The sequence below is a fragment of the Streptomyces sp. JLYT201 genome (assembly GCF_059448825.1).
Genome location: NZ_CM182551.1, coordinates 7545182 through 7558729 on the forward strand (window position 1 = coordinate 7545182; position 13548 = coordinate 7558729).

Below are 13548 nucleotides of genomic sequence, written 5' to 3' on the forward strand. Positions count from 1 at the left end.
AAATAGTTCCTCCCGATGTTCGACATCCCTAGACTCCCCATAGATGGGGGCAACTCGGGGGACAACTCAGTGGGGCATGGAGTGCCGGAACTCGTACTGGAATTGAATGGCAGGTCCTGGACGCTGGACGCGTCCCGGACCTACACCCTCGGACGTGATCCGCAGGGTGACATCGCGCTCGACGACGCCAGGGTCTCCTGGCGGCACGCGACGATCAGCTGGAGCGGCCGGAGCTGGGTCATCGAGGACCACGGCTCCACCAACGGCACCTTCGTGCAGGGGCAGCGGATCCACCAGAGGGAAATCGGCCCCGGGTCGGCCGTCCATCTGGGCAACGCGACGGACGGGCCGCAGCTCGTCCTCTCCGGCGGCGCTCCCGGCGCCGCCGCCGCTGCCGTGTCCGCGCCGGGCGCGCAGCAGGCGCAGCACGGCCCGCCGCAGGCGTCGCACGCGCCGCCGCAGCAGGCCCCTGGCCAGGCAGGACTCGGCCACCAGGAGGCCCCGGGCTGGGCGGCGCAGCCGCAGCACCAGGCGCCGCAGTATCAGCAGCACCAGCAGCAGATGCCGCAGCAGCAGGCCTGGCAGCAGGCGCCGCAGCACCACGCACCGCAGCCGCAGCACGCGCAGGTGCCACCGCAGCAGGGCCCGGGCGCGGGCGTGGGACCCGGTGGCGCGGCGGGGGCCCCGCCGGTCTACGGCGACCGCAGCCCGACCACGTACCACCAGTTCGCGCTTGGCCGAAAGATGCGCATCGGCCGCGCCCTGGAGAACGAGCTGGTGGTCTCCGACCTCCAGGTCTCACGCCACCACGCCGAGTTCACCTCGACGCCCGACGGCCGCTTCGAACTGCGCGACCTCGGCTCGCACAACGGCACGTACGTCAACGGCATGCCGATCGCCAAGGCGTCGACGGTCCAGATCGGCCCGAACGACATCGTCGGCGTCGGTCACTCCACGTTCCGCCTGGTCGGGGACCGTCTCGAGGAGTTCGTCGACACCGGTGACGTCTCCTTCTCCGCGCGCCATCTGACCGTCACGGTCGACGGCGGCAAGCAGATCCTCAAGGACGTCTCCTTCGGCGTCCCGGAGAAGTCCCTGATCGCGGTCATCGGCCCGTCGGGCTCCGGCAAGTCCACCCTGCTCAAGGCGCTGACCGGCTACCGGCCCGCCAACCAGGGCGACGTTCTCTACGACAACCGGAACCTGTACAAGCAGTTCGCCGAGCTGCGGCAGCGCATCGGTCTGGTCCCGCAGGACGACATCCTGCACAAGGAGCTGACCGTCAACAAGGCGCTCAAGTACGCGGCCAAGCTCCGCTTCCCCGCCGACACCAGTGAGCAGGAGCGCCAGCAGCGCATAGGCGAGGTCCTGCGCGAGCTGAAGCTCGACATCCACAAGGACAAGAAGGTCACCTCCCTCTCCGGCGGCCAGCGCAAGCGCGTCTCGGTCGCCCTGGAGCTGCTCACCAAGCCGTCGCTGATCTTCCTGGACGAGCCCACGTCGGGCCTCGACCCGGGTATGGACCGCGACGTCATGCAGCTCCTGCGCGGGCTCGCCGACGACGGCCGCACGGTCCTCGTCGTCACGCACTCCGTGGCCGAGCTGGCGCTGTGCGACAAGCTCCTGGTGATGGCGCCGGGCGGCTCGGTGGCGTACTTCGGTCCGCCCGAGGAGGCCCTGAACTTCTTCGGCTACGACACCTGGGCCGACGTCTTCTCCGCCTTCGAGAACTACCGCGACTACGACTGGGCGGGCCGCTGGAAGGGCTCGCAGCACTACCAGATGTACGCCGCGGACATCGACGCCGTCGCCGCGCAGTCCGTACACATGCCGCCGCCGCAGGCGATCAAGCCGCCCAAGCCGCAGGGCTGGGGCTCACAGCTGATCACCCTGATCCGCCGCTATGTGTCGGTCATCGCGTCCGACAAGGGCTTCATGGCGCTGATGCTGATCCTGCCCGCGGTCCTCGGCGCGGTCAGCCTGCTCATCGACCCGGACAAGGGCCTGCTGCCGGTCGTGAACCCGAAGACCGGCAAGATCATCCCGAACGGCACGGCCACGACGGTGCTCCTGATCCTCGCGGTCGGCGCCTGTTTCGCGGGCGCCGCGAACTCCGTACGCGAGCTGATCAAGGAGCGGGTGATCTACGAACGCGAGCGCGCGACCGGTCTGTCGCGCTCCGCGTATCTGATGTCCAAGGTCATCGTCCTCGGCATGATCACGGTGCTCCAGGGCGCCCTGGTCGGCGCGATCGGCTTCTCCACCCGGGAGATCCCGGAGAAGGGCCTGGTCCTCGGCGGCCAGGTGCTGCTCGAACTCTCCCTGCCGATCATGGGCCTCGGCTTCACCTCGATGATGTTCGGCCTGATCATCTCGGCCCTGGTGAAGACCGCCGAGAAGACCATGCCGCTGCTGGTCATGTTCGCGATCATCCAGGTCGTGTTCACCGGCTGTCTGTTCATCCTGCACGGCACGGTCGGCGTCAACGAGTTCTCGTATCTGATGCCCTCGCGCTGGGCGGTGGCCGCCGCCGGCAGCACGCTGGACTTCAACAGGATCAGCCCCAACCCGGACGACCCGGGCAGCACCGACCCGCTGTGGGACCACGAGGGCGGTGCCTACGTCATGGACATGGCCGCGCTGCTCGCCCTCGGCGCGTTCTGCGGCTTCCTCGTGGCCCGCTTCCTGCGCCGCCACGAGCCGGAGGTCATGCGCAAGTAGCACCGCTCGCGCGGACACGCCTCGCGCCAAGTCGGGCGGAGCGGACACACGAAGAAGGGCGGCACCCCACGCGGGGTGCCGCCCTTCGGCGTCTGAGAGCTCGGCCTCGGGGGAGGTCCGGTCCTGGAGGTGGGGCTCAGTAGGCGCCGTTGACGTTGTCGATCGAGCCGTACCGGTGGGCCGCGTAGTTGGCGGCGGCGGTGATGTTGGCGACCGGGTCATAGATGTTCGTCGAGGTGCCGTCGACGTGGTACGCGCTGAACGTCGGCTGGATGACCTGGAGCAGGCCGATCGACGGGGTGCCCTTCTGGGCGTTGATGTCCCAGCCGTTGATGGCGTTCGGGTTGCCCGTGGACTCGCGCATGATGTTGCGGTGCAGGCCCTCGTACGAGCCGGGGATGCCCCTGCTCTTCATGATGTCGAGGGACTGGCGGATCCAGCCGTCGAGGTTGTTGGCGTAGACCGGCTTGCGGGCGGCCGCGCGGCTCGCGGCCTCCTTCGCCTTGCGGTCCTCCTCGACCTTCTTCTTCGCCGCGGCCTCGTCCTCGGCCTTCTTCTTCGCGGCGGCGTCCTTGGCCTGCTTGTCGGCGTTGGCGTGCTGCTTGCTGACGTTCTCGTGCACGGCCTGCTGCGTCTTGGCGGGCACGGACCAGGCGGCGGCGTGGGCGCCGAGGGCCTCGGTCCGCGTCGCCTCGGTCTGGGAGCTGCCCGGCGCGATGGAGAAGGCGAGGGCGGCGGCGCCGAGCGTGGCGACACCGGCGATCGAGAACTTCTGGGCCTTGGTCAGGGTCGAGCGACTATGACCAGAGGGGGTGCGCTTGGACATGCGGAGTGGACCTCTTCGTATCGGGAGGCCGCTCTGGCACCGGCGGGGGACGTGTTGCTACCGGCAAAACGCCGCGGTGCGAGGACCGCGGCGCCGAGCGACGGGAGCAATTCTTAGCGGGCGCAAAATTCGGTGGCAAAGCTGCGACGTACGATCCGCGATAGTGGACCGGGGGGTCGGCGGCCCGCGCCGAGACCCCCGCTTAGCCTTCCTTTACTGCGTCCCGACCTCCACTAAGATGCTTCGTACGTGATGTGCGTCCTATGCGCGGGCTCACATCGGACGCGTAACAGTTTCACCACCAGTTGCTGAAGCAATGCTCTCAGTGAGCAAACTCCTCCCGGAGGGCGAGGTGGGCGTCGCCGGACTCGTGCCACGGGTGGAGACGGCGTACCGCCCCGGCAGCACTCCGCTCCCCGTACCGACGGCGGACGGCCCCTCCGGCCCGCCCGCGCGCGGGCGCCGCCCCTGCCCGTCGGGCCCGGGCGCCGGGCCGTCCCGGGGCGGGGACCGAGGGCCCCACGACCTAGTCCCAGCGCCCTAGCCCCGGGCCGCCACAGGTCGGATACGGCCCGTCACACCCCGCCGGTACGGTGGGCGCATGAGTCAAGGTCCCCGGTCCGGGCTGTACGCGGTCAGCTCGGCCCTGCTCGCCATGAGCAGCCAGCTGGAGGTGCGCGACGTCCTCAAGACGATCGTTGTCTCGGCCCGCGAGCTGCTCTCCGCGGAGTACGCGGCACTCGGCGTCCCCGACGACCACGGCGGCTTCGCCCAGTTCGTGGTCGACGGCGTCACCGAAGAGCAGTGGAAGGCCATCGGCCCGCTCCCGCGCCAGCACGGCATCCTCGCCGCGATGCTCCAGAGGGCCGAGCCGGAGCGGCTTGCCGACGTCCGCGAGGACCCCCGCTTCGAGGGCTGGCCGTCCGCCCACCCGGACATGTCCGACTTCCTCGGCCTGCCCATCCGGTACGGCGACGAGACGCTCGGCGCCCTCTTCCTCGCCAACAAGAACTGCTCCAAGCCCACCGGCGGCTGCGGCTTCGACGAGGACGACGAGGAACTGCTCTCGATCCTCGCCCAGCACGCGGCGATCGCCCTCACCAACGCCCGGCTGTACGAGCGCAGCCGCGAGCTGACCATCGCCGAGGAGCGCTCCCGGCTCGCCCACGAGCTGCACGACGCCGTCAGCCAGAAGCTGTTCTCGCTGCGCCTGACGGCCCAGGCGGCCACCGCCCTGATCGACCGGGACCCGGCCCGCGCCAAGGGCGAGCTCCAGCAGGTGGCCGCGCTCGCGGCCGAGGCGGCCGACGAGCTGCGCGCGGCCGTGGTGGAGCTGCGCCCCGCCGCCCTCGACGAGGACGGCCTCGTCGCCACGCTGCGCACCCACGTCCAGGTCCTCGACCGCGCCCACTCGGCCACGGTCACCTTCGCCAGCACCGGCGTACGCGCCCTGCCCGCGGCCCAGGAGGAGGCCATGCTGCGCGTCGCCCAGGAAGCCCTGCACAACGCGCTGCGGCACGCCGAGGCGGAGTGCGTGGGCGTCGCCCTGGAGCGGCACGGCACGGGCGCGGTGCTGCGCGTCACGGACGACGGCAAGGGATTCGACCCGCGCGCGACGCGTCGCGCCGGGCGGCACTTGGGCCTGGTCTCCATGCGGGACCGGGCCGGCGGGGTCGGCGGACGGCTGACCGTGGCATCGGAGCCCGGCAAGGGCACGACGATCGAGATGGAGGTTCCCGGTGGCTGAGAACGAAGGGGCGGTGCCCGCCCCGGTCACACGGCGGATCCGGGTGCTCCTGGTCGACGACCACCAGGTGGTGCGCCGCGGCCTGCGTACGTTCCTGGAGATCCAGGACGACATCGAGGTCGTCGGCGAGGCCTCGGACGGCGCCGAAGGCGTCGCGCACGCCGAGGAGCTGAAGCCGGACGTCGTCCTGATGGACGTCAAGATGCCCGGCATGGACGGCGTGGAAGCCCTGCGCAAGCTGCGCGAGCTGGCCAACCCCGCGCGCGTGCTCATCGTCACCAGCTTCACCGAGCAGCGCACGGTCGTGCCCGCCCTGCGCGCGGGCGCCGCCGGCTATGTGTACAAGGACGTGGACCCCGACGCCCTCGCCGGAGCCATCCGCTCCGTGCACGCCGGACACGTCCTGCTCCAGCCCGAGGTGGCGGGCGCCCTGCTGTCCCAGGAGGAGGCCAACAACTCACAGGGCAGGGGCGGCTCCCTGACCGAGCGGGAGCGCGAGGTGCTCGGCCTGATCGCGGACGGCCGTTCGAACCGCGAGATCGCCCGCGCCCTGGTGCTCTCCGAGAAGACCGTCAAGACGCACGTGTCGAACATCCTCATGAAGCTCGACCTCGCCGACCGCACCCAGGCTGCCCTCTGGGCCGTGCGCCACGGCGTGGCGGGCTGATCCCCCTTGGTGCGCCGGGGCGGCGAGCGCCCCGGGCGCACACCGGGCGCGGTCAGTACGGACCGTCGCGTTCCGGGCTGAGATTCATACCGTCGTGTGGATGTCCCCCGGATGGCGCATCCCCCGGGGCGCGCCGCCGTTCTCCAGTGCGTGCTGCGGCGCCTCAGCCGCAGCTTCCGCTAGGAGGGTTTCAGCAGTGAAGAACGTGAAGAAGGCCGCGGCCATCACGATGATGGCGGGTGGCCTGCTGGTCGCCGGCGCCGGTATGGCCTCCGCCCACGGTGGCGCCGACGCCAACGGCGAGGCCAAGAACTCCCCGGGTGCCGTCTCCGGCAACCTGGTCCAGGCCCCGGTGCACATCCCGGTGAACGCCTGCGGCAACAGCGTCAGCGTCGTCGGCATCCTGAACCCCACCTTCGGGAACGTCTGCGAGAACGTCTGACCCGCTCGCGCGCGGCCTCCCCCCCCCGGCCGCGCGCGTCGGCGTCGCCCCGCACAGCCCCCGGCCGCACGGCCGGGGCCCCCGCCACCAGCGCCACCCCCGCCACCAGAAGGAACACACCCATGAGCATCGCCAAGAAGGCCGCCCTGGCCGTAGCCGTCGCCGGGATCGCCGCGGGCGCCTCCGCCGGAACCGCCTCCGCCACCGACGCCCACGCCGACGGCAAGGCCACGAGCTCCCCGGGCGTCGGCTCCGGCAACCTCGTGCAGGCCCCGATCCACATCCCGGTGAACGCCACCGGCAACAGCGCGAACGTGGTCGGCATCCTCAACCCCGCGTTCGGCAACCAGTCGGCGAACCACTGACGCGCGACACCCCCGGGCCCCGGACCCCGCGGACCACGGTCCGCGGGGTCCCGCGTGCCCACTCCCGCGTGCCCACTCCCGCGCGCCCACTCCCGCGCGTGTGCTACCGCGCACTCACTACCGCGTGCCCACCCCGCGCGTCCGCCGTGCTGATTCCCCCGGCATCCGCCCGTTCCCCCGGCATCCGCCCGTTCCCCCGGCATCCGCCCGGCGCGCCCGCGCCGCCGCCCGTGCTGAGGCCCCCGGCCCACACGGCCGCGCTGACCCCACCGGTACCCCGCCGGTACCCCGCGCCCGCGCCCCCGGCTGACACCCCGGCACCCGCCCCCGCCGCCGCCCCGGCACCAGACGCCGACCTACCCCCGCCCGCCCTCCAGCACCTCGACATACGCGTTGTACGCGGCGACCTGCGCTCGCCGAGCCGTTCGCTCCACCGGCTGCAGGGCCCCCGCCCGCGCCGCCATCTCCGAGGCGCTCACGGCCCCGCCGTGCCCGTGGTCGTAGGCCATCGACACCAGCAGGCCCACGCGCTGCGCCAGCTCCAACACCCGGACCGCGCGCGGCGGATACCCCGGCGCGAGCAGCTCGCGCCCCCGCTCCGCCCGCGCCCGGTAGGCGTCGAGCGCCGCCTCGGCGAGCGGCCCCGAAGCAGCCACGTCGAGCCGTGAGAGCACCCGCGTGGCCTCCCGCATCGCCTCCGCGAGCTCCCGCTCCGCCTCACCGAGCGACGGCACGTCGGCGGGCGGCGCCTCCCGCACCGGCAGGCAGTGCCACACGACCTCCACGTGGACGTCCTCGGCGTCCGCGGCCTCCTCGGGGCCCGCCTCGTACACCTCGGGCACGAGACCGATCGCCGCGCCGAACGCGACGACGGCCTCCTCGGCCTCCAGCGCCCGCTCGTTGAAGGCGGGCGGCCCGCTCAGCCCCAGCGGATGGCCCGGCACGGGCAGCGCCACCCGGAACCCGGTCACGCCGAGCCCCCGCAGCCGCCCGAGCGCGAGCGTCAGACCGACGGGCGCCGACTCCCCGGGCAGCCCCTCGACGCGGTGCACCGCGTCGTCACCCACGATCGCGTGCACCGCGTCGTCCGGTGAAACAAGTCCGGCCAAAAGGGCGTTTCCCCATGCGGCCAAGCGTCCTGAGCGTGGTTCCGAGAGCATGCACACAGCCTAAGGACCGGCCTCAGCACGGGAACGGTCGGCCAGTGGCGTAGGTTTTATCCGGGGGCTGCGTCCACATCGAAATCCACGGGCGCCGCGACAGCCGAGACTGCAATGGGAGAGACCGCGCTCATGAGCGAAGTACTGGAGCTTAAGGACGTATCCGTGGTCCGCGAGGGCCGGGCTCTGGTGGACCAGGTCTCCTGGTCGGTCAAGGAGGGGGAGCGCTGGGTCATCCTCGGCCCGAACGGGGCGGGCAAGACCACCCTCCTCAACGTCGCGTCCAGCTACCTCTTCCCGAGCAAGGGCACCGCCACCGTCCTCGGCGAACAGCTCGGCAAGGTCGACGTGTTCGAGCTGCGCCCGCGCATCGGCGTGGCCGGCATGGCCATGGCCGACAAGCTGCCGAAGCGCCAGACCGTCCTGCAGACCGTCCTCACCGCCGCGTACGGCATGACCGCGGGCTGGCGCGAGGACTACGAGGACGTCGACGAGCAGCGCGCCCGCGCCTTCCTCGACCGCCTCGGCATGAGCGACTACCTGGACCGGCGGTTCGGCACCCTCTCCGAGGGCGAGCGCAAGCGCACCCTGATCGCCCGCGCCCTGATGACCGACCCCGAGCTGCTGCTCCTCGACGAGCCCGCCGCGGGCCTGGACCTCGGCGGCCGCGAGGACCTCGTGCGCCGGCTCGGCCGCCTCGCCCGCGACCCCATCGCCCCCTCGATGATCATGGTCACGCACCACGTCGAGGAGATCGCCCCGGGCTTCACGCACGTCCTGATGATCCGCCAGGGCGAGGTCCTCGCCGCGGGCCCCCTGGAGCTCGAGCTGACCTCGCGCAACCTCTCGCTCTGCTTCGGCCTGCCGCTGGTCGTCGAGCAGCGGGGCGACCGCTGGAGCGCGCAGGGCCTGCCGCTCGGCTGACGCGGTACGCCCTGTCCGTAACGGGAGCCGCGGCCCTACCATGATTATGTGGACATCGACGCATGGGTGTGGTGGCTGATCGGCGCGGTCGGTCTGGGAATCCCACTGGTAATGACCGCGATGCCGGAGTTCGGCATGCTGGCCGTCGGCGCCGTGGCGGCCGCGGCCACCGCGGCCGCCGGCGGCGGAGTCGCGGCGCAGACGATCGTCTTCGCCGCCGTCTCCGTCGCCCTGATCGCCGTCGTACGGCCCATCGCCAACCGCCACCGCTCCCAACGGCCCGAACTGGCCAGCGGAATCGACGCCTTGAGGGGCAGGTCGGCGATCGTCCTGGAGCGGGTCGACGCCTCCGGCGGGCGCATCAAGCTCGCCGGTGAGGTGTGGTCGGCCCGCCCGCTCGACACCGAGCAGACCTTCGAGGCCGGCCAGCAGGTGGACGTCGTCGAGATCGACGGAGCGACCGCCGTCGTCATGTGACGGCGCGAAGCCGTCCGCCGGGCCGCCGTACGACGCCGCCGGGTGATCGGAACACCTCACGGGGCAGGCGGCGTTCTGACAGACTCGCAGCGAGATCGCCAAGATCCTCCGGACAAGCCGAAGCACGAAGGGTAGTGGGGAACCACGATGGAACCAATCATCATCGTCCTGATCATTCTGGTGGTGCTGGTCTTCATCGCCCTGATCAAGACGATCCAGGTCATCCCGCAGGCCAGCGCCGCCATCGTGGAGCGCTTCGGCCGCTACACCCGCACCCTGAACGCGGGCCTGAACATCGTCGTCCCGTTCATCGACTCCATCCGCAACCGCATCGACCTGCGCGAGCAGGTCGTGCCCTTCCCGCCGCAGCCGGTGATCACCCAGGACAACCTGGTCGTGAACATCGACACGGTCATCTACTACCAGGTCACCGACGCCCGCGCCGCGACGTACGAGGTCGCCAGCTACATCCAGGCGATCGAGCAGCTCACCGTCACCACCCTGCGCAACATCATCGGTGGCATGGACCTGGAGCGGACCCTGACCTCCCGCGAGGAGATCAACGCGGCCCTGCGCGGCGTCCTCGACGAGGCCACCGGCAAGTGGGGCATCCGCGTCAACCGCGTCGAGCTCAAGGCCATCGAGCCGCCCACCTCCATCCAGGACTCGATGGAGAAGCAGATGCGCGCCGACCGTGACAAGCGCGCCGCGATCCTCCAGGCCGAGGGTGTCCGGCAGTCGGAGATCCTGCGCGCCGAGGGCGAGAAGCAGTCCGCGATCCTGCGCGCCGAAGGTGAGGCCAGGGCCGCGGCGCTGCGCGCCGAGGGCGAGGCCCAGGCCATCCGCACGGTCTTCGAGTCCATCCACGCGGGCGACCCCGACCAGAAGCTGCTGTCCTACCAGTACCTCCAGATGCTCCCGAAGATCGCCGAGGGCGACGCCAACAAGCTCTGGATCGTGCCCAGCGAGATCGGCGACGCCCTCAAGGGACTCGGCGGCGCGCTCGGCAACTTCGGCCCCATCGGTGGCGGCGGCCCCGCTGCCCCCAAGACCCCGAGCAGCGTGGAGCGCCGCGAACAGCCGCCCATCGACTGACGCGCGTACGGTACGAGGCTGGGGCCGCACTCTTCGAAGAGTGCGGCCCCAGCCTCGTACCGGCGCTCAGGCGGCCGGTTGTCCCAGCCAGTCGGGCAGGGCCTCCAGGTCCTCACGCCCGAGCGCGAGCAGCATCGCGTCGGCGGGCGTCGGCTCGAACGGCTGCCGGAGCAGCGGCATCCCCGCCTGCTCCGGTGTCCGGTCCGCCTTGCGGTGGTTGTCGAGCGCGCACGACGCCACCGTGTTCAGCCAGCTGTCCGCGCCGCCTTGGGACCGCGGCACCACGTGGTCCACGGTCGTCGCGCGCCTGCCGCAGTACGCGCAGCGGTGCCGGTCGCGCACCAGCACACCGCGCCGTGACCACGGAGCGCGTCTTCGGAACGGCACGCGTACGTACCGGCAGAGCCTGATCACCCGGGGCACCGGAAGATCCAGGTCGGCGGCGCGCATCCGCAGCCCGGGGTGGGCGTGCTCCACGACGGCCTTGTCCTGGAGGACCAGCACGACGGCGCGGTTCAGCGTCACCGTCGACAGCGGCTCGAAGCTTGCGTTCAGGACCAGCGTGTCTCGCATCTCGCCCACCTCCCGTGTGCACCGGCCCACCCCCTGGCGGGCTTGGATCAACTCTGGCCGGGCGCGCCGGGATGGACAACGCAATAAAAGATGCCCGCCCCTGATCACTTCCAAGACCAGGGGCGGGCAAACGTTCCATGAACGGTCGGCAGGTGCTAGTCCTCCGCGAGCGCCGCGTACTCGGCGACCACGTGCGCCCGCGCGAGCGTGTGGAACCGCAGGTTGAAGCCGACCACGGCGGGCGTGGCGTCCGCGTCGGGGCCCAGCTTCTCCTGGTCGACCGCGTACACGGTGAAGACATAGCGGTGCGCCGGGTCACCGGGCGGCGGGGCGGCGCCCCCGAAGTCCTTCGTCCCGTAGTCGTTGCGCACCTGGACCGCGCCCTCGGGCAGGCCGTCGAACTTGCCGGTGCCCGCACCGGTCGGCAGCTCGGTCACCGAGGCCGGGATGTCGAACACGACCCAGTGCCAGAATCCGCTCCCCGTGGGGGCGTCCGGGTCGAAGCACGTCACGGCGAAGCTCTTCGTCTCCGGCGGGAACCCCTCCCACCGCAGCTGCGGCGACGTGTTCCCGGCCGCGTACACCTGAGCGTCCGGCAGCGTCGCGCCCGCCTCGAAGTCCGCGCTCGCGACCGTGAACGACGGCACGGGCGGGTGGAAGTCGTGCGGCAGCGGCGGCCTGTTGACCTCGGCCACGTAGGCACCTCCTGATCGGTAGGGACTGATCGGTACAGACGACGGTTCGTCGACGCGGCGACCGTCCACGCTCACGACGGTCGCCCGCGCTGCCGAGCCTAGGCCTTAGAACCAGTTGCGCCGACTGCCGACCTCGGACAGCCACGTGTTCAGATACGCGGCCCAGTCCGTGCCCTGGAAGTCGTGGAGGCCGACCGTGAACGACTTGTAGGAGTCGCTGCCCTCGCTGAACAGGCCGGGCTTCTTGTCCATCTCCAGGATGACGTCCATCTCGCGGTCGTCGGCGACGAAGCTGAGCTCGACCTGGTTCAGACCGCGGTACTGCTCCGGCGGGAAGAACTCGATCTCCTGGTAGAAGGGCAGCTTCTGGCGCGTGCCGCGGATGTGGCCCTTCTCCATGTCGGCGCTCTTGAAGCGGAAGCCCAGCTGCCCGAAGGCGTCGAGGACGGCCTGCTGCGCGGGCAGCGGGTGGACGTGGATCGGGTCCAGGTCACCGGAGTCCACGGCACGGGCGATCGCCAGCTCCGTCGTCACGCCGATGTTCATGCCGTGCAGCTCGCGCCCGGCGAAGTGGGTGATCGGCGTCTCCCAGGGGATGTCGAGCCCGAACGGGACCGCGTGCACCGCGTTCGCCTTCAGCTCGAAGGCACCGCCGAGGCGCTGCTTGGTGAACTCGATGTCCTGCTTGAACTCCTGGTCGTTGCCCTCGACCTCGACCCGGGCCTGCAGACCCACGGAGAGTCCCTCGATCCGCTGGTCGACGGAGCCGCCCTGGATGCGCACCTCGCCCTGGACCACACCACCCGGCACGACATTGGCCTCGGTCAGCACCGTCTCGACGGACGCGCCGCCGGCACCCAGACTCGCAAGGAGCTTCTTGAACCCCATGACACTCCTCCCCAGGACCCTGCCTGTGGCTTGATTCGATCGGATCGTCGACTTCGATCCGTACAAACGCGACCAGCGCGTGTGTGGTTCCGCGCTCTCACCCTCGCGTCCTCACCCTCGCGGCGAGAAGACCCTCGGGCCAGGCTCCGCCCGCCCTCCGCGCCGAACCCGCACACATCCGGTGCACTACGCTCGTACGGCATGATCGCGGGACCTGACCGTACGCCCCTGCCCCGAGAGTTCTTCGACCGGCCCGTCTTGGAGGTGGCCCCCGACCTGCTCGGCCGCATCCTCGTGCGCGCCTCCCCGGACGGCCCGATCGAGCTGCGCCTCACGGAGGTCGAGGCGTACGCGGGGGAGCTGGACCCCGGCTCGCACGCCTATCGGGGCCGCACCCCTCGCAACGACGTGATGTTCGGACCGCCCGGGCACGCGTACGTGTACTTCACCTACGGCATGTGGCACTGCCTCAACGTCGTGTGCGGCCCGGAGGGCATCGCGAGCGGAGTGCTGCTGCGCGCGGGCGAGGTGGTCGAAGGCGCCGAGCTGGCTCGCAAACGTCGACTCTCGGCCCGCAACGACAAGGAACTGGCCAAAGGCCCCGCACGCCTGGCCACGGCCCTCGACGTGGGCCGCGCTCTCAACGGCGCCGACTTCTGCGCGGGCCCCGAGGCGCCGCTCAGCCTCCTCACCGGGACGCCCACCCACCCCGACCAGGTCAAGAACGGGCCCCGAACCGGAGTCGGCGGCGAGGGGAGCGTCCACCCCTGGCGCTTCTGGGAGGCCAACGACCCGACGGTCAGCCCTTATCGGGCCCATACGCCCCGGCGCCGACGAACTTGACGTGGCGTTGGCAGGTCCGTAATGTGGCCCGAGCCGCTTGACCCGGGTACGGCATTCAGCCTGCAGCCGGAAGCGGCCAACCACTACCTACGACTTCCCCTTCGCGGGGTCCTATTTCGCATGTC

The 13548-nt window shown here is 71.1% G+C and carries 14 protein-coding genes; 9 read left to right on the forward strand and 5 right to left on the reverse strand.

From position 1 onward, the window contains the following. The first annotated feature begins 81 nt into the window (after window positions 1-81). Window positions 82-2721, forward strand: a complete 2640-nt coding sequence (locus tag AC5WAM_RS32075; protein ID WP_495519670.1) for an ABC transporter ATP-binding protein/permease — start codon at window positions 82-84, stop codon at window positions 2719-2721. A gap of 136 nt (window positions 2722-2857) precedes the next feature. Here AC5WAM_RS32075 and AC5WAM_RS32080 read toward each other — a convergent pair whose 3' ends face one another. Further along, the gene (locus tag AC5WAM_RS32080; protein WP_495519671.1) at window positions 2858-3547 is read right to left on the reverse strand and encodes a transglycosylase SLT domain-containing protein; all 690 of its coding nucleotides are present in this window, start codon (window positions 3545-3547) and stop codon (window positions 2858-2860) included. Between the two features lie 601 nt (window positions 3548-4148). Between AC5WAM_RS32080 and AC5WAM_RS32085 the strand changes: the two genes are divergently transcribed. From AC5WAM_RS32085 to AC5WAM_RS32100, 4 genes are all read left to right on the forward strand, one after another. Next, complete coding sequence (locus tag AC5WAM_RS32085) at window positions 4149-5294, forward strand: GAF domain-containing sensor histidine kinase (protein WP_366795874.1); 1146 nt, start codon at window positions 4149-4151, stop codon at window positions 5292-5294. Beyond that, window positions 5287-5961, forward strand: coding sequence for a response regulator (locus AC5WAM_RS32090; protein WP_242716196.1), 675 nt, complete (start codon window positions 5287-5289; stop codon window positions 5959-5961). The genes AC5WAM_RS32085 and AC5WAM_RS32090 overlap by 8 nt, the downstream gene beginning before the upstream one ends. Before the next feature lie 196 nt (window positions 5962-6157). Further along, window positions 6158-6403 (forward strand): chaplin, encoded by a 246-nt coding sequence (locus AC5WAM_RS32095; RefSeq protein ID WP_495519672.1) that lies wholly within the window; start codon window positions 6158-6160, stop codon window positions 6401-6403. Between the two features lie 122 nt (window positions 6404-6525). Further along, window positions 6526-6768 (forward strand): chaplin, encoded by a 243-nt coding sequence (locus AC5WAM_RS32100; protein ID WP_495519673.1) that lies wholly within the window; start codon window positions 6526-6528, stop codon window positions 6766-6768. Window positions 6769-7124: 356 nt separating this feature from the next. Here AC5WAM_RS32100 and AC5WAM_RS32105 read toward each other — a convergent pair whose 3' ends face one another. Then, window positions 7125-7928 (reverse strand): Rv1486c family protein, encoded by an 804-nt coding sequence (locus AC5WAM_RS32105; RefSeq protein ID WP_495519674.1) that lies wholly within the window; start codon window positions 7926-7928, stop codon window positions 7125-7127. 132 nt (window positions 7929-8060) lie between these two features. Between AC5WAM_RS32105 and AC5WAM_RS32110 the strand changes: the two genes are divergently transcribed. From AC5WAM_RS32110 to AC5WAM_RS32120, 3 genes are all read left to right on the forward strand, one after another. Then, the gene (locus AC5WAM_RS32110; RefSeq protein WP_138958914.1) at window positions 8061-8852 is read left to right on the forward strand and encodes an ABC transporter ATP-binding protein; all 792 of its coding nucleotides are present in this window, start codon (window positions 8061-8063) and stop codon (window positions 8850-8852) included. A 48-nt stretch (window positions 8853-8900) separates the two neighbouring features. After that, the gene (locus AC5WAM_RS32115; RefSeq protein WP_366795872.1) at window positions 8901-9329 is read left to right on the forward strand and encodes an NfeD family protein; all 429 of its coding nucleotides are present in this window, start codon (window positions 8901-8903) and stop codon (window positions 9327-9329) included. A 147-nt stretch (window positions 9330-9476) separates the two neighbouring features. Continuing rightward, complete coding sequence (locus tag AC5WAM_RS32120) at window positions 9477-10424, forward strand: SPFH domain-containing protein (protein ID WP_242716188.1); 948 nt, start codon at window positions 9477-9479, stop codon at window positions 10422-10424. Between the two features lie 66 nt (window positions 10425-10490). Here AC5WAM_RS32120 and AC5WAM_RS32125 read toward each other — a convergent pair whose 3' ends face one another. From AC5WAM_RS32125 to AC5WAM_RS32135, 3 genes are all read right to left on the reverse strand, one after another. Further along, the gene (locus AC5WAM_RS32125; protein ID WP_366795871.1) at window positions 10491-10997 is read right to left on the reverse strand and encodes an HNH endonuclease; all 507 of its coding nucleotides are present in this window, start codon (window positions 10995-10997) and stop codon (window positions 10491-10493) included. A 155-nt stretch (window positions 10998-11152) separates the two neighbouring features. Further along, the gene (locus tag AC5WAM_RS32130) at window positions 11153-11692 is read right to left on the reverse strand and encodes a YbhB/YbcL family Raf kinase inhibitor-like protein (RefSeq protein WP_366795870.1); all 540 of its coding nucleotides are present in this window, start codon (window positions 11690-11692) and stop codon (window positions 11153-11155) included. A 105-nt stretch (window positions 11693-11797) separates the two neighbouring features. Beyond that, window positions 11798-12580: a sporulation protein gene (locus tag AC5WAM_RS32135; RefSeq protein WP_366795869.1), complete on the reverse strand. Its 783-nt coding sequence runs from the start codon at window positions 12578-12580 to the stop codon at window positions 11798-11800. Window positions 12581-12781: 201 nt separating this feature from the next. Between AC5WAM_RS32135 and AC5WAM_RS32140 the strand changes: the two genes are divergently transcribed. Beyond that, window positions 12782-13423: a DNA-3-methyladenine glycosylase gene (locus AC5WAM_RS32140; RefSeq protein WP_495519675.1), complete on the forward strand. Its 642-nt coding sequence runs from the start codon at window positions 12782-12784 to the stop codon at window positions 13421-13423. The last annotated feature ends 125 nt before the right edge of the window (window positions 13424-13548 follow it).

Coding starts and splice junctions, on each gene's coding strand:
- AC5WAM_RS32080 (WP_495519671.1), bottom strand. CDS start 3,547: ATGTCCAAGCGCACCCCCTCTGGTCATAGTCGCTCGACCCTGACCAAG.
- AC5WAM_RS32085 (WP_366795874.1), top strand. CDS start 4,149: ATGAGTCAAGGTCCCCGGTCCGGGCTGTACGCGGTCAGCTCGGCCCTG.
- AC5WAM_RS32100 (WP_495519673.1), top strand. CDS start 6,526: ATGAGCATCGCCAAGAAGGCCGCCCTGGCCGTAGCCGTCGCCGGGATC.
- AC5WAM_RS32135 (WP_366795869.1), bottom strand. CDS start 12,580: ATGGGGTTCAAGAAGCTCCTTGCGAGTCTGGGTGCCGGCGGCGCGTCC.
- AC5WAM_RS32120 (WP_242716188.1), top strand. CDS start 9,477: ATGGAACCAATCATCATCGTCCTGATCATTCTGGTGGTGCTGGTCTTC.
- AC5WAM_RS32140 (WP_495519675.1), top strand. CDS start 12,782: ATGATCGCGGGACCTGACCGTACGCCCCTGCCCCGAGAGTTCTTCGAC.
- AC5WAM_RS32125 (WP_366795871.1), bottom strand. CDS start 10,997: ATGCGAGACACGCTGGTCCTGAACGCAAGCTTCGAGCCGCTGTCGACG.
- AC5WAM_RS32105 (WP_495519674.1), bottom strand. CDS start 7,928: ATGCTCTCGGAACCACGCTCAGGACGCTTGGCCGCATGGGGAAACGCC.
- AC5WAM_RS32110 (WP_138958914.1), top strand. CDS start 8,061: ATGAGCGAAGTACTGGAGCTTAAGGACGTATCCGTGGTCCGCGAGGGC.